The organism is Streptomyces sennicomposti (assembly GCF_019890635.1).
GTDB lineage: Bacteria > Actinomycetota > Actinomycetes > Streptomycetales > Streptomycetaceae > Streptomyces > Streptomyces sennicomposti.
This window is the reverse complement of sequence record NZ_JAIOAB010000060.1, coordinates 34,349-47,241: the sequence shown is the minus strand read 5'-3', so window position 1 is coordinate 47,241 and position 12,893 is coordinate 34,349. Positions and strand designations below refer to the sequence as shown.

At 74.7% G+C, this 12,893-nt stretch carries 14 protein-coding genes; 3 read left to right on the top strand and 11 right to left on the bottom strand.

From position 1 onward, the window contains the following. Nucleotides 1-56 precede the first annotated feature (56 nt). From K7787_RS25945 to K7787_RS25925, 5 genes are all read right to left on the bottom strand, one after another. Nucleotides 57-980, bottom strand: a complete 924-nt coding sequence (locus K7787_RS25945; protein WP_372456689.1) for a glutaminase — start codon at nucleotides 978-980, stop codon at nucleotides 57-59. 517 nt (nucleotides 981-1,497) lie between these two features. Next, complete coding sequence (locus tag K7787_RS25940; RefSeq protein ID WP_223003131.1) at nucleotides 1,498-2,517, bottom strand: asparaginase; 1,020 nt, start codon at nucleotides 2,515-2,517, stop codon at nucleotides 1,498-1,500. A 134-nt stretch (nucleotides 2,518-2,651) separates the two neighbouring features. Then, nucleotides 2,652-3,377, bottom strand: coding sequence for a FadR/GntR family transcriptional regulator (locus K7787_RS25935; RefSeq protein ID WP_223003130.1), 726 nt, complete (start codon nucleotides 3,375-3,377; stop codon nucleotides 2,652-2,654). 125 nt (nucleotides 3,378-3,502) lie between these two features. Continuing rightward, a complete protein-coding gene (locus tag K7787_RS25930; protein ID WP_164391972.1) occupies nucleotides 3,503-4,339 on the bottom strand; it encodes an undecaprenyl-diphosphate phosphatase in 837 nt (278 codons plus the stop codon). Between the two features lie 257 nt (nucleotides 4,340-4,596). Then, nucleotides 4,597-4,887: a helix-turn-helix domain-containing protein gene (locus K7787_RS25925; protein ID WP_164391970.1), complete on the bottom strand. Its 291-nt coding sequence runs from the start codon at nucleotides 4,885-4,887 to the stop codon at nucleotides 4,597-4,599. Between the two features lie 152 nt (nucleotides 4,888-5,039). On the opposite strand from K7787_RS25925, the gene K7787_RS25920 reads away from it, so the two are divergent. After that, complete coding sequence (locus tag K7787_RS25920; protein ID WP_027758753.1) at nucleotides 5,040-5,429, top strand: MarR family winged helix-turn-helix transcriptional regulator; 390 nt, start codon at nucleotides 5,040-5,042, stop codon at nucleotides 5,427-5,429. A gap of 119 nt (nucleotides 5,430-5,548) precedes the next feature. Here the strand turns inward: K7787_RS25920 and K7787_RS25915 are convergent, their stop codons facing one another. The 5 genes from K7787_RS25915 to K7787_RS25895 all read right to left on the bottom strand — a co-directional run bounded on the left by K7787_RS25915 (nucleotide 5,549) and on the right by K7787_RS25895 (nucleotide 10,741). Further along, nucleotides 5,549-5,950, bottom strand: a complete 402-nt coding sequence (locus tag K7787_RS25915) for an SseB family protein (RefSeq protein ID WP_019985730.1) — start codon at nucleotides 5,948-5,950, stop codon at nucleotides 5,549-5,551. 154 nt (nucleotides 5,951-6,104) lie between these two features. Next, nucleotides 6,105-7,154: a PP2C family protein-serine/threonine phosphatase gene (locus K7787_RS25910; RefSeq protein ID WP_164391978.1), complete on the bottom strand. Its 1,050-nt coding sequence runs from the start codon at nucleotides 7,152-7,154 to the stop codon at nucleotides 6,105-6,107. Between the two features lie 190 nt (nucleotides 7,155-7,344). After that, complete coding sequence (locus K7787_RS25905) at nucleotides 7,345-8,109, bottom strand: GNAT family N-acetyltransferase (RefSeq protein ID WP_308036473.1); 765 nt, start codon at nucleotides 8,107-8,109, stop codon at nucleotides 7,345-7,347. A gap of 289 nt (nucleotides 8,110-8,398) precedes the next feature. Then, complete coding sequence (gene glpK / locus K7787_RS25900) at nucleotides 8,399-9,916, bottom strand: glycerol kinase GlpK (protein WP_223003129.1); 1,518 nt, start codon at nucleotides 9,914-9,916, stop codon at nucleotides 8,399-8,401. 60 nt (nucleotides 9,917-9,976) lie between these two features. Beyond that, the gene (locus tag K7787_RS25895; RefSeq protein WP_223003128.1) at nucleotides 9,977-10,741 is read right to left on the bottom strand and encodes an IclR family transcriptional regulator; all 765 of its coding nucleotides are present in this window, start codon (nucleotides 10,739-10,741) and stop codon (nucleotides 9,977-9,979) included. Nucleotides 10,742-10,887: 146 nt separating this feature from the next. Here K7787_RS25895 and K7787_RS25890 point away from each other — a divergent pair, with 146 nt between their 5' ends. After that, on the top strand, nucleotides 10,888-11,331 hold the full coding sequence (locus tag K7787_RS25890; protein ID WP_199293092.1) for an ATP-binding protein: 444 nt from the start codon (nucleotides 10,888-10,890) through the stop codon (nucleotides 11,329-11,331). 141 nt (nucleotides 11,332-11,472) lie between these two features. On the opposite strand, the gene K7787_RS25885 is transcribed toward K7787_RS25890, so the two are convergent. Then, on the bottom strand, nucleotides 11,473-11,988 hold the full coding sequence (locus K7787_RS25885; protein ID WP_223003127.1) for a GNAT family N-acetyltransferase: 516 nt from the start codon (nucleotides 11,986-11,988) through the stop codon (nucleotides 11,473-11,475). A 95-nt stretch (nucleotides 11,989-12,083) separates the two neighbouring features. On the opposite strand from K7787_RS25885, the gene K7787_RS25880 reads away from it, so the two are divergent. Beyond that, a complete protein-coding gene (locus tag K7787_RS25880; protein WP_223003126.1) occupies nucleotides 12,084-12,890 on the top strand; it encodes a thioesterase family protein in 807 nt (268 codons plus the stop codon). Nucleotides 12,891-12,893 lie beyond the last annotated feature (3 nt).

The following is a 12,893-nucleotide window of genomic DNA, read 5'->3' as shown; positions in this document are numbered from 1 at the left end:
GCGGCGCAGGAACCCGCGGTTCGGCCGTAGCTGACCGCCCGTTCCCCGCCGAGGGGTCAGAACACCGACAGTCCGGTGAGGGTGGTGAAGCGGTCCAGGGCCGCCACTCCGGCGACGGAGTTGCCCCGCTCGTCCAGGCCGGGGCTCCAGACGCACAGCGCGCACCGCCCCGGCACGACGGCGATGATGCCGCCGCCCACGCCGCTCTTGCCCGGCAGCCCCACCCGGTAGGCGAAGTCGCCCGCCGCGTCGTAGGTGCCGCAGGTCAGCATGACGGCGTTGACCTGCTTGGCCTGGCTGCGGGTCAGCAGCCGGGTGCCGTCGGCGCGGACGCCGTGCCGGGCCAGGACGGTGGCGGCCAGGGCGAGGTCGGCGCAGGAGGCCGCGATCGAGCACTGGCGGAAGTACTGGTCGAGCAGGACCGGCACGGGGTTGTCGATGTTGCCGTAGGAGGCCATGAAGTGGCCGAGGGCGGCGTTGCGGTCGCCGTGCGCGGTCTCCGAGGCGGCGACCGCCAGGTCGAAGTCCAGCTCCGGATTGCCGCTCTCGGCGCGCAGCAGCCGCAGCAGTTCGCCCGCGGCGTCGCCGGTACGGGTCTGGAGGCGGTCGGTGACGACGAGGGCGCCGGCGTTGATGAACGGGTTGCGCGGGATGCCGTTCTCGTACTCCAGTTGCACCAGGGAGTTGAACGGGTTGCCGGAGGGCTCGCGGCCCACGTGCTCCCACAGTTCGTCGCCCTCGCGGGCCAGGTCGAGGGCGAGGGTGAAGACCTTGGTGATGGACTGCGCGGAGAACGGCTCACGCCAGTCGCCCACCCCGTACACGGTGCCGTCCAGCTCCGCGACGGCCATGCCGAAGGCGCGCGGGTCGCGGGCGGCGAGCGCCGGGATGTAGTCGGCGGGCCGCCCACGACCGGGCGTCCGCCCGATCTCCTCGGCGATACGCTCCAGAACCGGCTGGAAGGCCATGGAGGACGTCATGATCCTCATTGTGCCCGGGGGACGACTGAGGCGGGCGGGCCGGTGGGCCGCTGGGGCGGAAGGGGGCGAACCCGTAGGCCGGCGGGCCGGGAGAGGACGGCCGGTGGGCCAGCGGCCTGCGGGCCGGGAGGGGGCGAGCCGGTGGGCCGGTGGCCCGTGGGCCGGGAGAGGACGGGCCGGTGGCCTGCGGGCCGGGAGACGACGGGCCGGTGGGCCGGCGGCCGGTGGACGGGCCGGTGGCCGACAGGCCAGGAGAGGGCGAGCCGGTGGGCCGGCGGGCCGGGAGGGGTGAGCCGTCGTTCCCGACGGCCCCGCCGGGCAGGCGGACGCCCCCGGCCCGCGCTCAGACGCAGGGCCTGGGGGCAAGCGCAGGGCGGGGGCAGGCGCAGACCGGAGGCAGGCGCAGGTCGGAGGCAGGCACAGGACTGGGGGGGCAGGCCCAGGCCGGAGGCAGACCCAGGCCGGAGGCAGGTGCACCCGGAGTCAAGGGCGCCCCGAGGTCACGCGCGGCGCGCGGTCACGCGCAGGCCGAAGGCAGCGTCTCGAGGCTCAGCTCCTCGACCGGGCGGACGCAGCCGACCGGTTCGCCGCCGCCGAGGAGCGGCTCGCCGGCGAACTCGGTGAGCCGGGCCGGATCGACGCCGGCCAGGGCGAGGGCCGCGGCGGCGACCGGGATGCGCGCCCGGTTCGCGCCGTCGGAGATCTTCACCGCGACGGCCCGGCCGTCCGGCAGCGCGGCGACCTCGACGCCCTCGAAACCGTCCTTGGCCAGCAGTCCGGGCACGGCCCGCATCAGCGCGGCCACGTCGCGGCCGGAGCCGGAGGCCGTCTCGGCGTGCTCGCGCATGGCGTCGGCGACCCGCGCCTCGGGGGTGCCGGGCGCGGCGGTGGTGATGCGGGCGGCGGCGCGGGCGAGGCCGTGCAGGGACACGGCGAACAGGGGCGCGCCGCAGCCGTCGACGGTCACCCGGGCCACGCGCTGCCCGGTGAGGTCCTCGACGGTCTCGGCGACGGCCCGCTGCAACGGGTGCGCGGGGTCGAGGTAGTCGTCCAGGGACCAGCCGTTGAGCCGGCAGGTGTAGAGCATGGCCGCGTGCTTGCCGGAGCAGTTCTGGGCGAGCCGGGAGGGCAGGCGGCCCGCGCGCACCCAGGTGTCCCGCACGGTCGGGTCGAACGGCAGGTCGGGGACGTTGCGCAGGTCGCCCTCGGTCAGCCCGGCCAGTTCGAGGATGCGCCGCGTTCCGGCGAGGTGGTGCTCCTCGCCGGAGTGGCTGGCGGCGGCGAGCGAGAGCAGCTCGCCCTCCAGCGGCAGCCCGGCCCGGACCATGGCGACGGCCTGGACGGGCTTGAGCGCCGAGCGCGGATAGAAGGCGGCCTCGGTGTCGCCGAGCCGGAAGCGGGTCGTGCCGTCGGCGTCGAGGACGACGACGGAGCCGTGGTGGACGCCTTCGACGACGCCGCCGCGTATGAGGCGGGCGACGGGTGCGTGGCGGGGCTCGCGGACGGGGGGCGCCGCGGCGGGGGAAGTGGTCTGCATGGCTGCCTGCGTCACTGGTGAGTGGGTGGACGGTGCTCGCGCGGGGTGTGCGCGGGGGCCTTGGTGGAGGTGCGGGCGGTCCGGCCGCGGGTGGCGTACCGGGCCGCGGGGCGCGGGGGTGTGCCGGGTGCGGCTTACGCCCCTGGTCGGTCCGGGTCGGGGCGGGGTGCGGGGCGCACGATGGCGGTGAGGGTGCTCTCGACCCGGTCGAGGTGGTGGGTCATGGCCTGGACGGCGTCGTGTTCGCTGCCGTCGGTCAGCGCCTCGACGAGGGCCCGGTGCTCGCGGTTGGACTGCTCGCGCCGGTCGCCGAGTTCGGTGAGGAAGGCCGACTGGCGGGCCAGGGCGTCGCGGATCTCCTCGATGACCCGGCGGAAGACCGGGTTGCGGGCGGCCTGGGCGACGGCGAGGTGGAACAGGGTGTCCAGCGCGACCCAGGAGGTCGTGTCGGTCTCCCGCTCCATCCGTTCCAGCAGGTGGGCCAGGTGGTCCAGGTCCTCGGGGGTGCGGCGCAGCGCGGCGTACCCGGCGACCGGGATCTCGATGTGCCGGCGTACTTCCATCAGGTCGCTGGCCACGTAGTCCCCGAAGGTGGGGTCCTCCACGGCGCCGGCCACGACGAAGGTGCCCTTGCCGGTCCTGGAGACGGTCAGGCCCATGGTCTGCAGGGCGCGCAGCGCCTCGCGCAGGACGGGCCGCGAGACCTCCAGGGAGCGGCACAGCTCCGCCTCGGAGGGAAGCTTGTCGCCGATGGCGTACTCGCCGCGCTCGATGGCGCCGCGCAGGTGGGTGAGCACCGCCTCCATGGCGCTGACGCGTCGGGGTGCCACCGCACCTGTCTGGCTGTCTGACAGGTTCACGGAGCGATCGTGCGGGGTGCGGAGGAATCCTGTCAAGCGGGGCCGCAGGACGGAGAACGGCCGTGGGGGCGGACCGGCGTCGGCGGTCCGCCCCCACGGCGGGGACGCGGCGGCGGTACGGCCGCTCAGGCGTCGAGCACGCCCGTGCCCAGCAGCCCGAAGAGGAGGGCGCCGACGGCGATCCGGTAGAGGACGAAGGCGTTGAAGGAGTGCTTGGCGACGAACTTCAGCAGCCAGGCGATGGACGCGTAGGCCACCAGGAAGGAGACGACGGTGCCGACGACGAGCGGGGCGGCGCCCACGCCCGCGCCGAGGGCGTCCTTCAGTTCGTAGATGCCGGCGCCGGTCAGGGCCGGAATGCCGAGGAAGAACGACAGCCGGGTGGCGGCGACGCGGTCCAGGTCGAGGATGAGCGCGGTGGACATGGTGGCGCCGGAGCGGGAGAAGCCGGGGAAGAGCAGCGCGAGGATCTGCGAGGCGCCGACCAGCATCGCGTCCTTGAAGGAGGTGTCGTCCTCACCGCGCTTGTGCCGGCCCATCTGGTCCGCGCACCACATCACGCCGCTGCCGACGATGAGCGAGCCGGCGACCACCCACAGCGAGCCGAGCGGCCCGTCGATCAGGGGCTTGGCGGCCAGGCCGACGAGGACGATCGGGATGGTGGCGTAGATGACCCACCAGGCGAACTTGTAGTCGTGGTGGTAGCGCTCCTCGCGGTTGGTCAGCCCGCGGAACCAGGCGGAGACGATCCGCACGATGTCCTTGAAGAAGTACACGAGTACGGCGGCGATGGCGCCGACCTGGATGACGGCGGAGAACCCGACGACGGAACTGTCGTCGACGGGGATGTCCATGAGCCCCTCGGCGATCTTGAGATGGCCGGTGGAGGACACGGGAAGGAACTCGGTCACCCCCTCGACGACTCCGAGGACGACGGCCTGACCGACGGAGATGGCGCTCATGGGATCCAGTTCTGGGGATGGTGGGTCGACAGTGGCGCAGACACGCTTGCGTCGCAGTCACTCTTACTGCGTGGAGGTGAAATTCCGGTTACCTGGGACCGGCGTACGCCTGAACGGGGGTGACGGCGGGAACGCACGTCCGATACCGTCCCGGGCGCCGCGGTGCGGGCGCCCGGGGAGAAGGCGGACGGGGCGCACCGGTGCCGGAGCGAGGCGGACCGCCCACCGTGGCGGGGGACGGGGCGCCCGCCGGCCGCTCACCAGCCCTTCTCGAACAGCCGGGCCACCTCGGCGATGCGGAACTCGTCGCGCCGGTAGTACGTCCGGTGGCACACGCGCCGGGTGCGCAGCAGACCGAGGTCCACGAGCAGCGCGAGGTGCGTCTTCGCGGCCCGGACGGGGATGCCGAGCCCGGCGGCGACGGCCCGCGCGGTCGCGCCGTGCTCGCCCCGGGCGGTACACCACCGGCTCCGGGCGGCGTGTGCGGCCGGTTCGCCCAGCCAGGCCAGGATGGCTGTGCGCGTCCGTTCGGCAGGAGTCCTCGGCATCTGCGCCCCCCGCTGTCGTCGTGGCCGCTCCGTCGCGTCGCCCCCTACTCTGGCGCGGACCGGCCCGCCGTGTCCGGGAGTCGGCGGCCCTTGTCCGGTACCGGACGCCCGGGGCCGCCGTCGCGGTGCTCGTGCCGCATTACCATGCGGGCATGGGAGTGAACGCGGCCGGCGCCCGGCTCGGGGAACAGTGGCGGGAGATCCTGGCCGTGCACGCCCGGACGATGTGCGAGATCGACCGCGTCCTGCACCCCTACGGCCTGGGGGCGAGCGACTTCGAGGTGCTGGACATCCTGGCGTCCGAGTCGCCCGCCGACGGCGACGTGTGCCGGGTGCAGAACATCGCCGGCCGGGTGCACCTCAGCCAGAGCGCGCTGTCCCGGCTCATCGGCCGGCTGGAGAAGGACGGGCTGGTCGAGCGGACGGTGTGCGCGGAGGACCGGCGCGGGGTGTGGGTCTCCCTCACCCGCCGCGGCCGTGACCTGCACGCCGAGGTGCTTCCGCTCCAGCGCGAGGTGCTGGCGCGCATGCTCGGCGGCTGACGGGGGGCGGGGCCGCTCGGCGGCTGACGGCGGGGCGGGGCCTCACGCGCACCCCGCGCGGATGCGCGCCGCCGCCTTGCCCCCTGCCGTCCTCTGCGGCTGTCCTGACCCCTGCCCTCCTACGGCCGGGCCAGCAGGGTGCGTACCCCCTCCGAGGTGAGGGTCAGGCCGTGCGGGGAGCTGGCGTCTATGGTCAGCGACAGGTCCTCGGCCGGCCACTGGGAGGCCAGGGCGCCCAGGGGCACCAGCCGGTAGCGGGAGACGAAGGGCAGCAGTTCCGACATCTCCAGTTCCGAGGTGAACACGGGCACCACCGGCACTCCGCCGGGCTGCTCCAGGACGGGCAGGGCCACCGACGCCGGGTTGGTGGCGTCCTCGTCGCTCACGTCGTCGGGCACCGGGATCAGTACGTCGCTGTGCGCGAGCGCGTCCAGCGCCGCCGCGTCCTCGGCGTTCTCGGCGAGGACGTCCAGCGCCTGCTGAGCCTGCGTGGCGGTGCGGTCGTTCTCGGGTGTGTCCATGGCGAATTCCCTGGTTGCGGCGGTCGTGCGGTCCGCCCCGGGAGGGTGATCGCCCGGGCACGGTCCTGGACGCGTACCCGATCGCCTCCGGCGCAACCGCCCACGGCCACGGCAATCGACGGGAGCCGCGAGCCCCGGTCCGTCGCGGCGGGGCTCACGGCTTCCGGCGGCTGATCGCGACGGCCGCCGCGTCGTCGCCGAGCCGGCCTCGGGTGTGGACGAGGAGGTCGTCGCGGAGCCGGCCCAGCAGCCTCTCCGGCGCCCCGGCGTCCCGGGCGGCGGCCCAGGCGGAGGCGCGGACGGCGAGCGGGAAGAACGCGCCGTGCGCGTCCCGCGCCTCCAGCACGCCGTCGGTGTGCAGCAGCAGCGTGTCGCCGGGGCGGAAGGGGAACGAGGCGACGGCGTAGGCGGTGGCCCCGGTCAGGCCGCCCAGGCCGAGCGGGGGCGCGACGGTCTCGGCGACCAGCGTGTGGGCGAGGCCCTCGGCGAAGAGGACCGGCGCCGGATGGCCGCAGTTGACGAGGCGGACCACGTCCTCGTCGTCGGGGATGTCCAGCAGCAGCGCGGTGGCGAACGCCTCGTCGGTGTCGAGCGCCTCCTCCGTCTGCCACTGCCGGGTGTCCCACCGCATCGCGCCGTCCAGGTGCACGGCCAGCTGCGGCAGCGTGGGCCGGCGGTGCGAGGCCGCGCGGAACGCGCCGAGCAGCAGCGCGGCGTGGCTGATGGCCGGCAGCCCCTTGCCGCGGACGTCCGCGAGGAGCAGCCGGGTGCTGTGCCGGGTGCGGGCGGCGGCGTAGAGGTCGCCGCCGAGCGTCGCCTCGTCCTGCGCGGCCAGGTACACGCTGGCCATCCGCAGCGGGCCGCTGCGCTCGGGCAGCGGGGGCAGCAGGACCTCCTGCACGGCCTGGGCGACGATCCGGCTCTGGCTGAGCTGGCGCTCACCGCGCTCGCGGACCAGGCAGAAGACCACTATCAGGGCGGAGACCAGGATCAGGGCGCCGATCTGGGCGATCAGGTTCTCGGTGGCGAGCACGCCGCGGGCCACTCCGATGAACACCTGGGCCGCGACGGCCAGGGCGCCGATCAGCGCGGTGCGCCGGGGACCGGAGAACGCGGCGGCGAAGGCGGGGGCGGCGACCAGCAGGGGGCCGAGGTGCACGTCGGGCGGGGCCAGGACGTCCACCACGCAGACGGCGGCGATCATTCCCAGCGGGACGAGGACCAGCGCCCGCCCGGGGTGGGAATGCCGCAAGCGCTGGAGCGGCACACGTCATGCTCTCACCCCCGCCGCCCCGCCACCACCCGCGCCGACGGCGCACCGGTCCCCCGGCACCGCGCCCGCGCGCGCCGCGCACGGCGGAGCGCCGCGCCCGCACGGGACCCGTCCGGGTGCGTCAGGCCCGTACGAGGCGGCCGTCCATGTCGTCCGGCCGAGGGCCGACGCCGCCCGGCACGGCCGCCACGGCCGCCACGCCCGTCATCGCGGCCGGGGCGGGGCCGGGCGCGGCGGGCGTGCCCGCGGCGAGGCGGAGTTCGATGACGGCCCGGGCGGTGGGCCACTCCTCGTCGAGGATCGAGTAGAAGGCGGTGCTGCGCACGGTGCCGTCCAGGCCGCGCGAGTGGGCGCGGCGCACGCCCTCGCAGCGGGCGCCGAGCCGTTCGATGGCGGCGCAGGAGCGCAGGTTGCGGGCGTCGGCGCGGAAGGAGACGCGGCGCACCCGCCAGGTCTCGAAGGCGTGGCGCAGCAGGAGCAGCTTGGCCTCGGTGTTGATGCCGGCGCCCTGGGCGCCGGCGGCGAGCCAGGTGTTGCCGATCTCGGCGGCGTCGGGCACGGCGGTGCGGGGGTCGCCGTACGGGACTCCCGGGACCGGGGGCCAGACGAGTGGTCCCTGCCAGTAGTCGAGTTCCAGGAAGCGGGTGGAGCCGACGACGCGGCCGTCGTCGGCGCGGACCACGGCGAAGGGCAGCGCCCGGCCCGCCGCCTGGTCGGCCAGGGCCCGTTCGACGTAGTCGCGGGCGGCTTCGGGGCCGTGCGGCACGGGGGTGAAGGCGTAGGAGGCGCGGTCCTCGCCGCCGGCCCGGGCCAGGCCCTCCACGTGGTGCGGAGCGAGGGGTTCCAGCCGCGTCCTGCGGCCGGTGAGAACGACGGGTGCGGGCACAGGGCCATCGGTCTTTCTGCGAACGGGGGGTGCTGCCGTCCGGGGCCGGCGGCGCGGCGCGGGACGGTGGTTCAGCATGCGCCGGGCGCCCCGCTGGATGGGAAACGGCCAGGTGAAGAACGGGAAACGGTCGGATGAAGGCCCGCAGAGGGCCCTCCGCGGAGAACCATGGCGCGGAGAGCCCGGTGGAGGCTCACTTCCGAACCCCTCGTCCTTCGGGTAACCAGGCCGCCGGGGCCGATGCGCCGCCGGCGCGGAATCCGTCCCGCCGGTGAGGCCGGCCGACGGCTCAGCGCGGTCCCCCGTCGGGCCGGACCCAGTCCAGGGACCGCTGGACGGCCCGCTGCCAGCTCTCGTACTCCCAGGCGCGCCGTTCCGGGTCCATGTCGGGCAGCCACTGGCCGGCCCGGTGCCAGTTGCCGCGCAGCACCTCCAGGTCCGACCAGTAGCCGACGGCGAGTCCGGCGGCGTAGGCGGCGCCCAGGGAGACCGTCTCGGCCACCAGGGGCCGTACGACGGGTACGTCCAGCACGTCGGCCAGCATCTGCATGAGCAGGTGGTCGGAGGTCATGCCGCCGTCGACCTTGAGCTGTTTCAGGGCGAGCCCGGAGTCGGCGTTCATGGCGTCGACCACCTCGCGGGTCTGCCAGGCGGTGGCCTCCAGCACGGCCCTGGCCAGGTGGCCCTTGGTGATGTAGGAGGTGAGGCCGACGACGACGCCGCGGGCGTCGCTGCGCCAGTGCGGGGCGAACAGGCCCGAGAAGGCGGGGACGATGTAGCAGCCGCCGTTGTCCTCCACGGTGCGGGCCAGCGTCTCGATCTCCGGGGCGGTGTTGATCATGCCGAGCCGGTCGCGGAACCACTGGACCAGGGAGCCGGTGACGGCCATCGGGCCTTCCAGGGCGTAGACCGTGGGCTGGCCGGCGATGCGGTAGGCGACCGTGGTGAGCAGCCCGTGCCGGGAGCGGACAAGGTCGGTGCCGGTGTTCATGAGCAGGAAGCTGCCGGTGCCGTAGGTGCACTTGGCCTCGCCGGGCGAGAAGCAGGTCTGGCCGAACAGGGCCGCCTGCTGGTCGCCGAGGGCGGCGGTGATGCGCACGCCGGGCAGCAGCGCGCGGGCCTCGCCGTAGCTCTCGGCCGAGGAGCGGATCTCGGGCAGCAGGTCGCGCGGCACGCCGAAGAAGTCCAGCAGCTCCGGGTCCCAGGTGAGGGTGCGGAGGTTGAGGAGCATGGTGCGGCTGGCGTTGGTGGGGTCGGTGATGTGCAGTCCGCCGTCGGTGCCGCCGGTGAGGTTCCAGATCAGCCAGCTCTCGACGGTGCCGAACAGCACCTCGCCGTCGCGGGCGCGCTGCTCCAGGCCGGGGACGTTCTCGAACAGCCAGCGGATGCGGGGGGCGGAGAAGTAGGTGGAGGGGGGCAGTCCGCAGCGGTCGAGGAAGAACTCGTCGCCGGGGCGGTCCCTGAGCGCGTCCACGAGGGGCGCGGTGCGAGTGTCCTGCCAGACGATGGCCCGGCCGACCGGGGTGCCGGTGCGCGGGTCCCACAGCACGGTCGTCTCGCGCTGGTTGGCGATGCCGATGGCGGCGATCTGTCCGGCGTCCACGCCCGCCGAGTCCATCGCCTCGGGCACGATGCGCTGCACGTTGCGCCAGATCTCGACGGCGTCGTGCTCGACCCAGCCGGGCTTCGGGAAGTGCTGCTGGTGCTCGCGCTGGGCGACCGAGCACAGCCGTCCGCGGTGGTCGAACAGGATGCACCGCGTGGACGTGGTGCCCTGGTCGATGGACATCACATACCGGTCAACCATGTTCGGGCCTGCCTTCCGATGCGTGGCGCGGCTGGGGAAGCTGCGAGGTCCTGGCGGGAACTACCAGCGGGTCGCCCCCAGGTCCCGGGAGATCGCCCGTGCGGCCTCCCGGAGCAGGGCGGTCAGGGCGGGCAGCGGCCGGCCCCTGGGATCGCAGATGCGTTCGACGGGGCCGGAGAGGCAGACGGCGCCCACCACGAGTCCGCCGTGCCCGCGGATCGGCGCGGCGATCCCGGCGTCGCCCATGGACATCTCCTGCACCTCCGCGCCCCAGCCCTGCTCGCGGATCTCGGCGAGCGCCCGGTCCAGGTCCTCGGGATCGACCAGGGTGTGCCGCGTGTACGCCGCCAGGCCCTCGGGCGGCGGGTCGAGGGTGGCGGCGCCGTAGGCGAGGAGGACCTTGCCGAGGGAGGACGCGTGCAGGGGCAGCAGCGCGCCCACGTCGAGGGTCTGCAGGGTGTCGTCGGGGCGGAAGACGTGGTGGACGACGAGGACCTGGCCCTCCAGGGGCGTGCCCAGCCGGACGGCCTCGCCGCTGCGGGCGGCCAGCGCGTCCGCCCAGTTGATGGAACGGGAGCGCAGCTCGTTGACGTCGAGATAGCTGGTGCCCAGGTGCAGCAGCGCGGCCCCGAGCTGGTACTTCCCGGTCGCCTCGTCCTGCTCGACGAAGTCGACGTGCTGGAGGGTGCGGAGGATGCCGTGAGCGGTGCCCTTGGCGAGTCCCAGGGAGGACGCGACCTCGCCGAGCCCGAGCCTGCGCGGCCCGCCGGCCAGCAGGCGCAGGATCGCCGCCGCTCGTTCGATCGACTGGACGGGTCCGGCCATGGAGCGATATTAATCCTATTTGCCCCGCTCAGGACTGCCGTTCGGCAATGCCGACCGCGATTCATTGACCGCCGCGTATACGTTCCCTAGCGTTCCTAGTCGCGCCCGACCTACGGTCGGCAGCGCCGTTCGGAGAAGGAGGCCACATGACCGCAGCGCAGCTCGACGCCGCGCCTCGCGGGGAAGCCGGCCGAGCCGACCACGCCCGGCACGCTTTCCCGCTGCCGCCCACGCCCGGAGCCGTGCCGTCCGTACGCCGTCGCGTACGCGCGGTGCTGGGCGGCTGGGACCTGCCGACCGGGGCCGCGGACGATGTGCTGCTGGTGGTCTCGGAGCTGGTCACCAACGCGCTGGTGCACGCCCGGCCGCCCGCGACGCTGCTGCTGTGGCGGGTGCCGGTGGACGGGCGCGGGGCCGTGCACGTCGAGGTGAGCGACCTGGGACCCGCCGCGCCGCCCGGCCCGGCCGCCGCGCCGGACCCGGACGAGCACGGCCGCGGCCTCGGCATCGTGACCGCGCTGTCGGCCCGCTGCGGCGTCCGCACCGGCCCTGGCGGCACCCACCGGTGGGCGGAGGTCCTGGCGGGCTGACCGTCCCCCGCACCCCGCCTTCGGAGGGTCCTGGCCGGGCTGACCGGCCCCCGTCCCCGCCTTCAGCGCACCGAGGCGCGCACCGGAGCCGACGACCCCGCACGCCGGACCGCACCGGACCTTGAGCCGCCGTCCCCCGGCTCAGCGCGGCGGCAGGTCGGCGCCCGGGTCGATCGCCCAGTGGTTGCTGCGCAGCACCCGGTCGGCGAACGAGACGTCGCGCTCCCCGAGCAGCCGGAAGCCGAGGGAGCGGCAGATGCCGTTCGAGGGGGCGTTGTCCGTGGCCGGGAACGCGTGCACCGTGCCCCAGCGATCCTCGTCGCGCGCCTGTTCGAGCAGCAGCCGGGTCGCGCGTCTGCCGAGGCCCCGGCCCTGGTACTCGGGCAGGACCATCCAGCCGATCTCCGACACGGGCCCGTCGCCGTCGTCGTGGGACCACAGGCACACCGTCCCGGCGACCTCCCCCGGGCCCGCGGCGTCGGGCACGATCATCTTGATCCAGGCGGTGTCCTCGGCCGCCGCGGCGGCGTCCCGGCGCACCTTGTCGGCCATGCCCTCGGCCGGCAGCGGCCCGCCGAGCCCGGCCGTCATCACCGGATCGCACCGCATCCGTACGTAGGCGTCGACGTCGTCCGGCGTGACGTTGCGCAGTCGCATCGGGTCCCTCCCCCGCGTCGTGGTGTTGCCCGCTCCTAGTCTGTGTAGCGTCCAACGATCCGGCGGCGCCGGAAGATCCCGAGGAGACAGACCCGTTGAACACCGGCAGTGAGGTCCCCGACAGCTACTACGTGCGCATCGACGAGCACCGCTTCAAGCCCACCGCCCACGCGAGCGGCGCCTGGGACGAGAACGAGCTGCACTTCAGCCCGCTCGGCGGGCTCGTCGCGCACGTCATCGAGCGGCACCTGGCCGCACGACCGGCCGGCGGCCTGGTCCTGTCCCGGATCAGCTACGACATCCTGGGCCGCCTCGCCCTGGAGGAGTGCGAGATCCGGCTGGAGACGGTCCGGCCCGGCCGCACGATCGAACTCGTGGAGGCGGTGGTGACCGTCGCGGACCGCCCGGTGGTCCGGGCCCGCGCCTGGCTGCTGGCCGAGCAGGACACGAGCGCCGTCGCCGGGGGCGCCGCCGACCCGCTGACCCCGCCCGAGCGGCTCGACCCGTGGCCGATGGCCGAGCTGTGGCCCGGCGGCTACATCGCGTCCCTGGACGTGCGCCCCGTCGCCCCGCCGCGGCCGGGCCGCACCGCCGCCTGGGTGTCCACGCCGCTCGACCTGGTCGCCGGGGAGACCAGCGGCCCGTACGCCTCGTACCTGGCCCTGGTCGACACCGCCAACGGCATCGCCGTGCGCGAGTCGCCGACGGAGTGGATGTTCCCCAACGTCGATCTGACCGTCCATCTGCACCGGCGGCCGGAGGGCGGGTGGACGGGTCTGGACACCACGGTCGTCTTCGGGCCGAGCGGCCAGGGCCTGACCAGCACGGTCCTGCACGATGTGCGCGGTCCGGTCGGACGGGCCGAGCAGATCCTCACCGTACGGCCGATACCGGGCGCCTGACCG

Excerpts from the sequence above, each read along its gene's own strand:
- K7787_RS25885 (WP_223003127.1), bottom strand. The coding sequence starts at position 11,988 with ATGCGACTGCGCAACGTCACGCCGGACGACGTCGACGCCTACGTACGG.
- K7787_RS25930 (WP_164391972.1), bottom strand. The coding sequence starts at position 4,339 with ATGAGCGCCATCTCCGTCGGTCAGGCCGTCGTCCTCGGAGTCGTCGAG.
- glpK (WP_223003129.1), bottom strand. The coding sequence starts at position 9,916 with ATGGTTGACCGGTATGTGATGTCCATCGACCAGGGCACCACGTCCACG.
- K7787_RS25940 (WP_223003131.1), bottom strand. The coding sequence starts at position 2,517 with ATGCAGACCACTTCCCCCGCCGCGGCGCCCCCCGTCCGCGAGCCCCGC.
- K7787_RS25910 (WP_164391978.1), bottom strand. The coding sequence starts at position 7,154 with ATGATCGCCGCCGTCTGCGTGGTGGACGTCCTGGCCCCGCCCGACGTG.
- K7787_RS25895 (WP_223003128.1), bottom strand. The coding sequence starts at position 10,741 with ATGGCCGGACCCGTCCAGTCGATCGAACGAGCGGCGGCGATCCTGCGC.
- K7787_RS25890 (WP_199293092.1), top strand. The coding sequence starts at position 10,888 with ATGACCGCAGCGCAGCTCGACGCCGCGCCTCGCGGGGAAGCCGGCCGA.
- K7787_RS25915 (WP_019985730.1), bottom strand. The coding sequence starts at position 5,950 with ATGGACACACCCGAGAACGACCGCACCGCCACGCAGGCTCAGCAGGCG.
- K7787_RS25945 (WP_372456689.1), bottom strand. The coding sequence starts at position 980 with ATGACGTCCTCCATGGCCTTCCAGCCGGTTCTGGAGCGTATCGCCGAG.
- K7787_RS25920 (WP_027758753.1), top strand. The coding sequence starts at position 5,040 with ATGGGAGTGAACGCGGCCGGCGCCCGGCTCGGGGAACAGTGGCGGGAG.
- K7787_RS25925 (WP_164391970.1), bottom strand. The coding sequence starts at position 4,887 with ATGCCGAGGACTCCTGCCGAACGGACGCGCACAGCCATCCTGGCCTGG.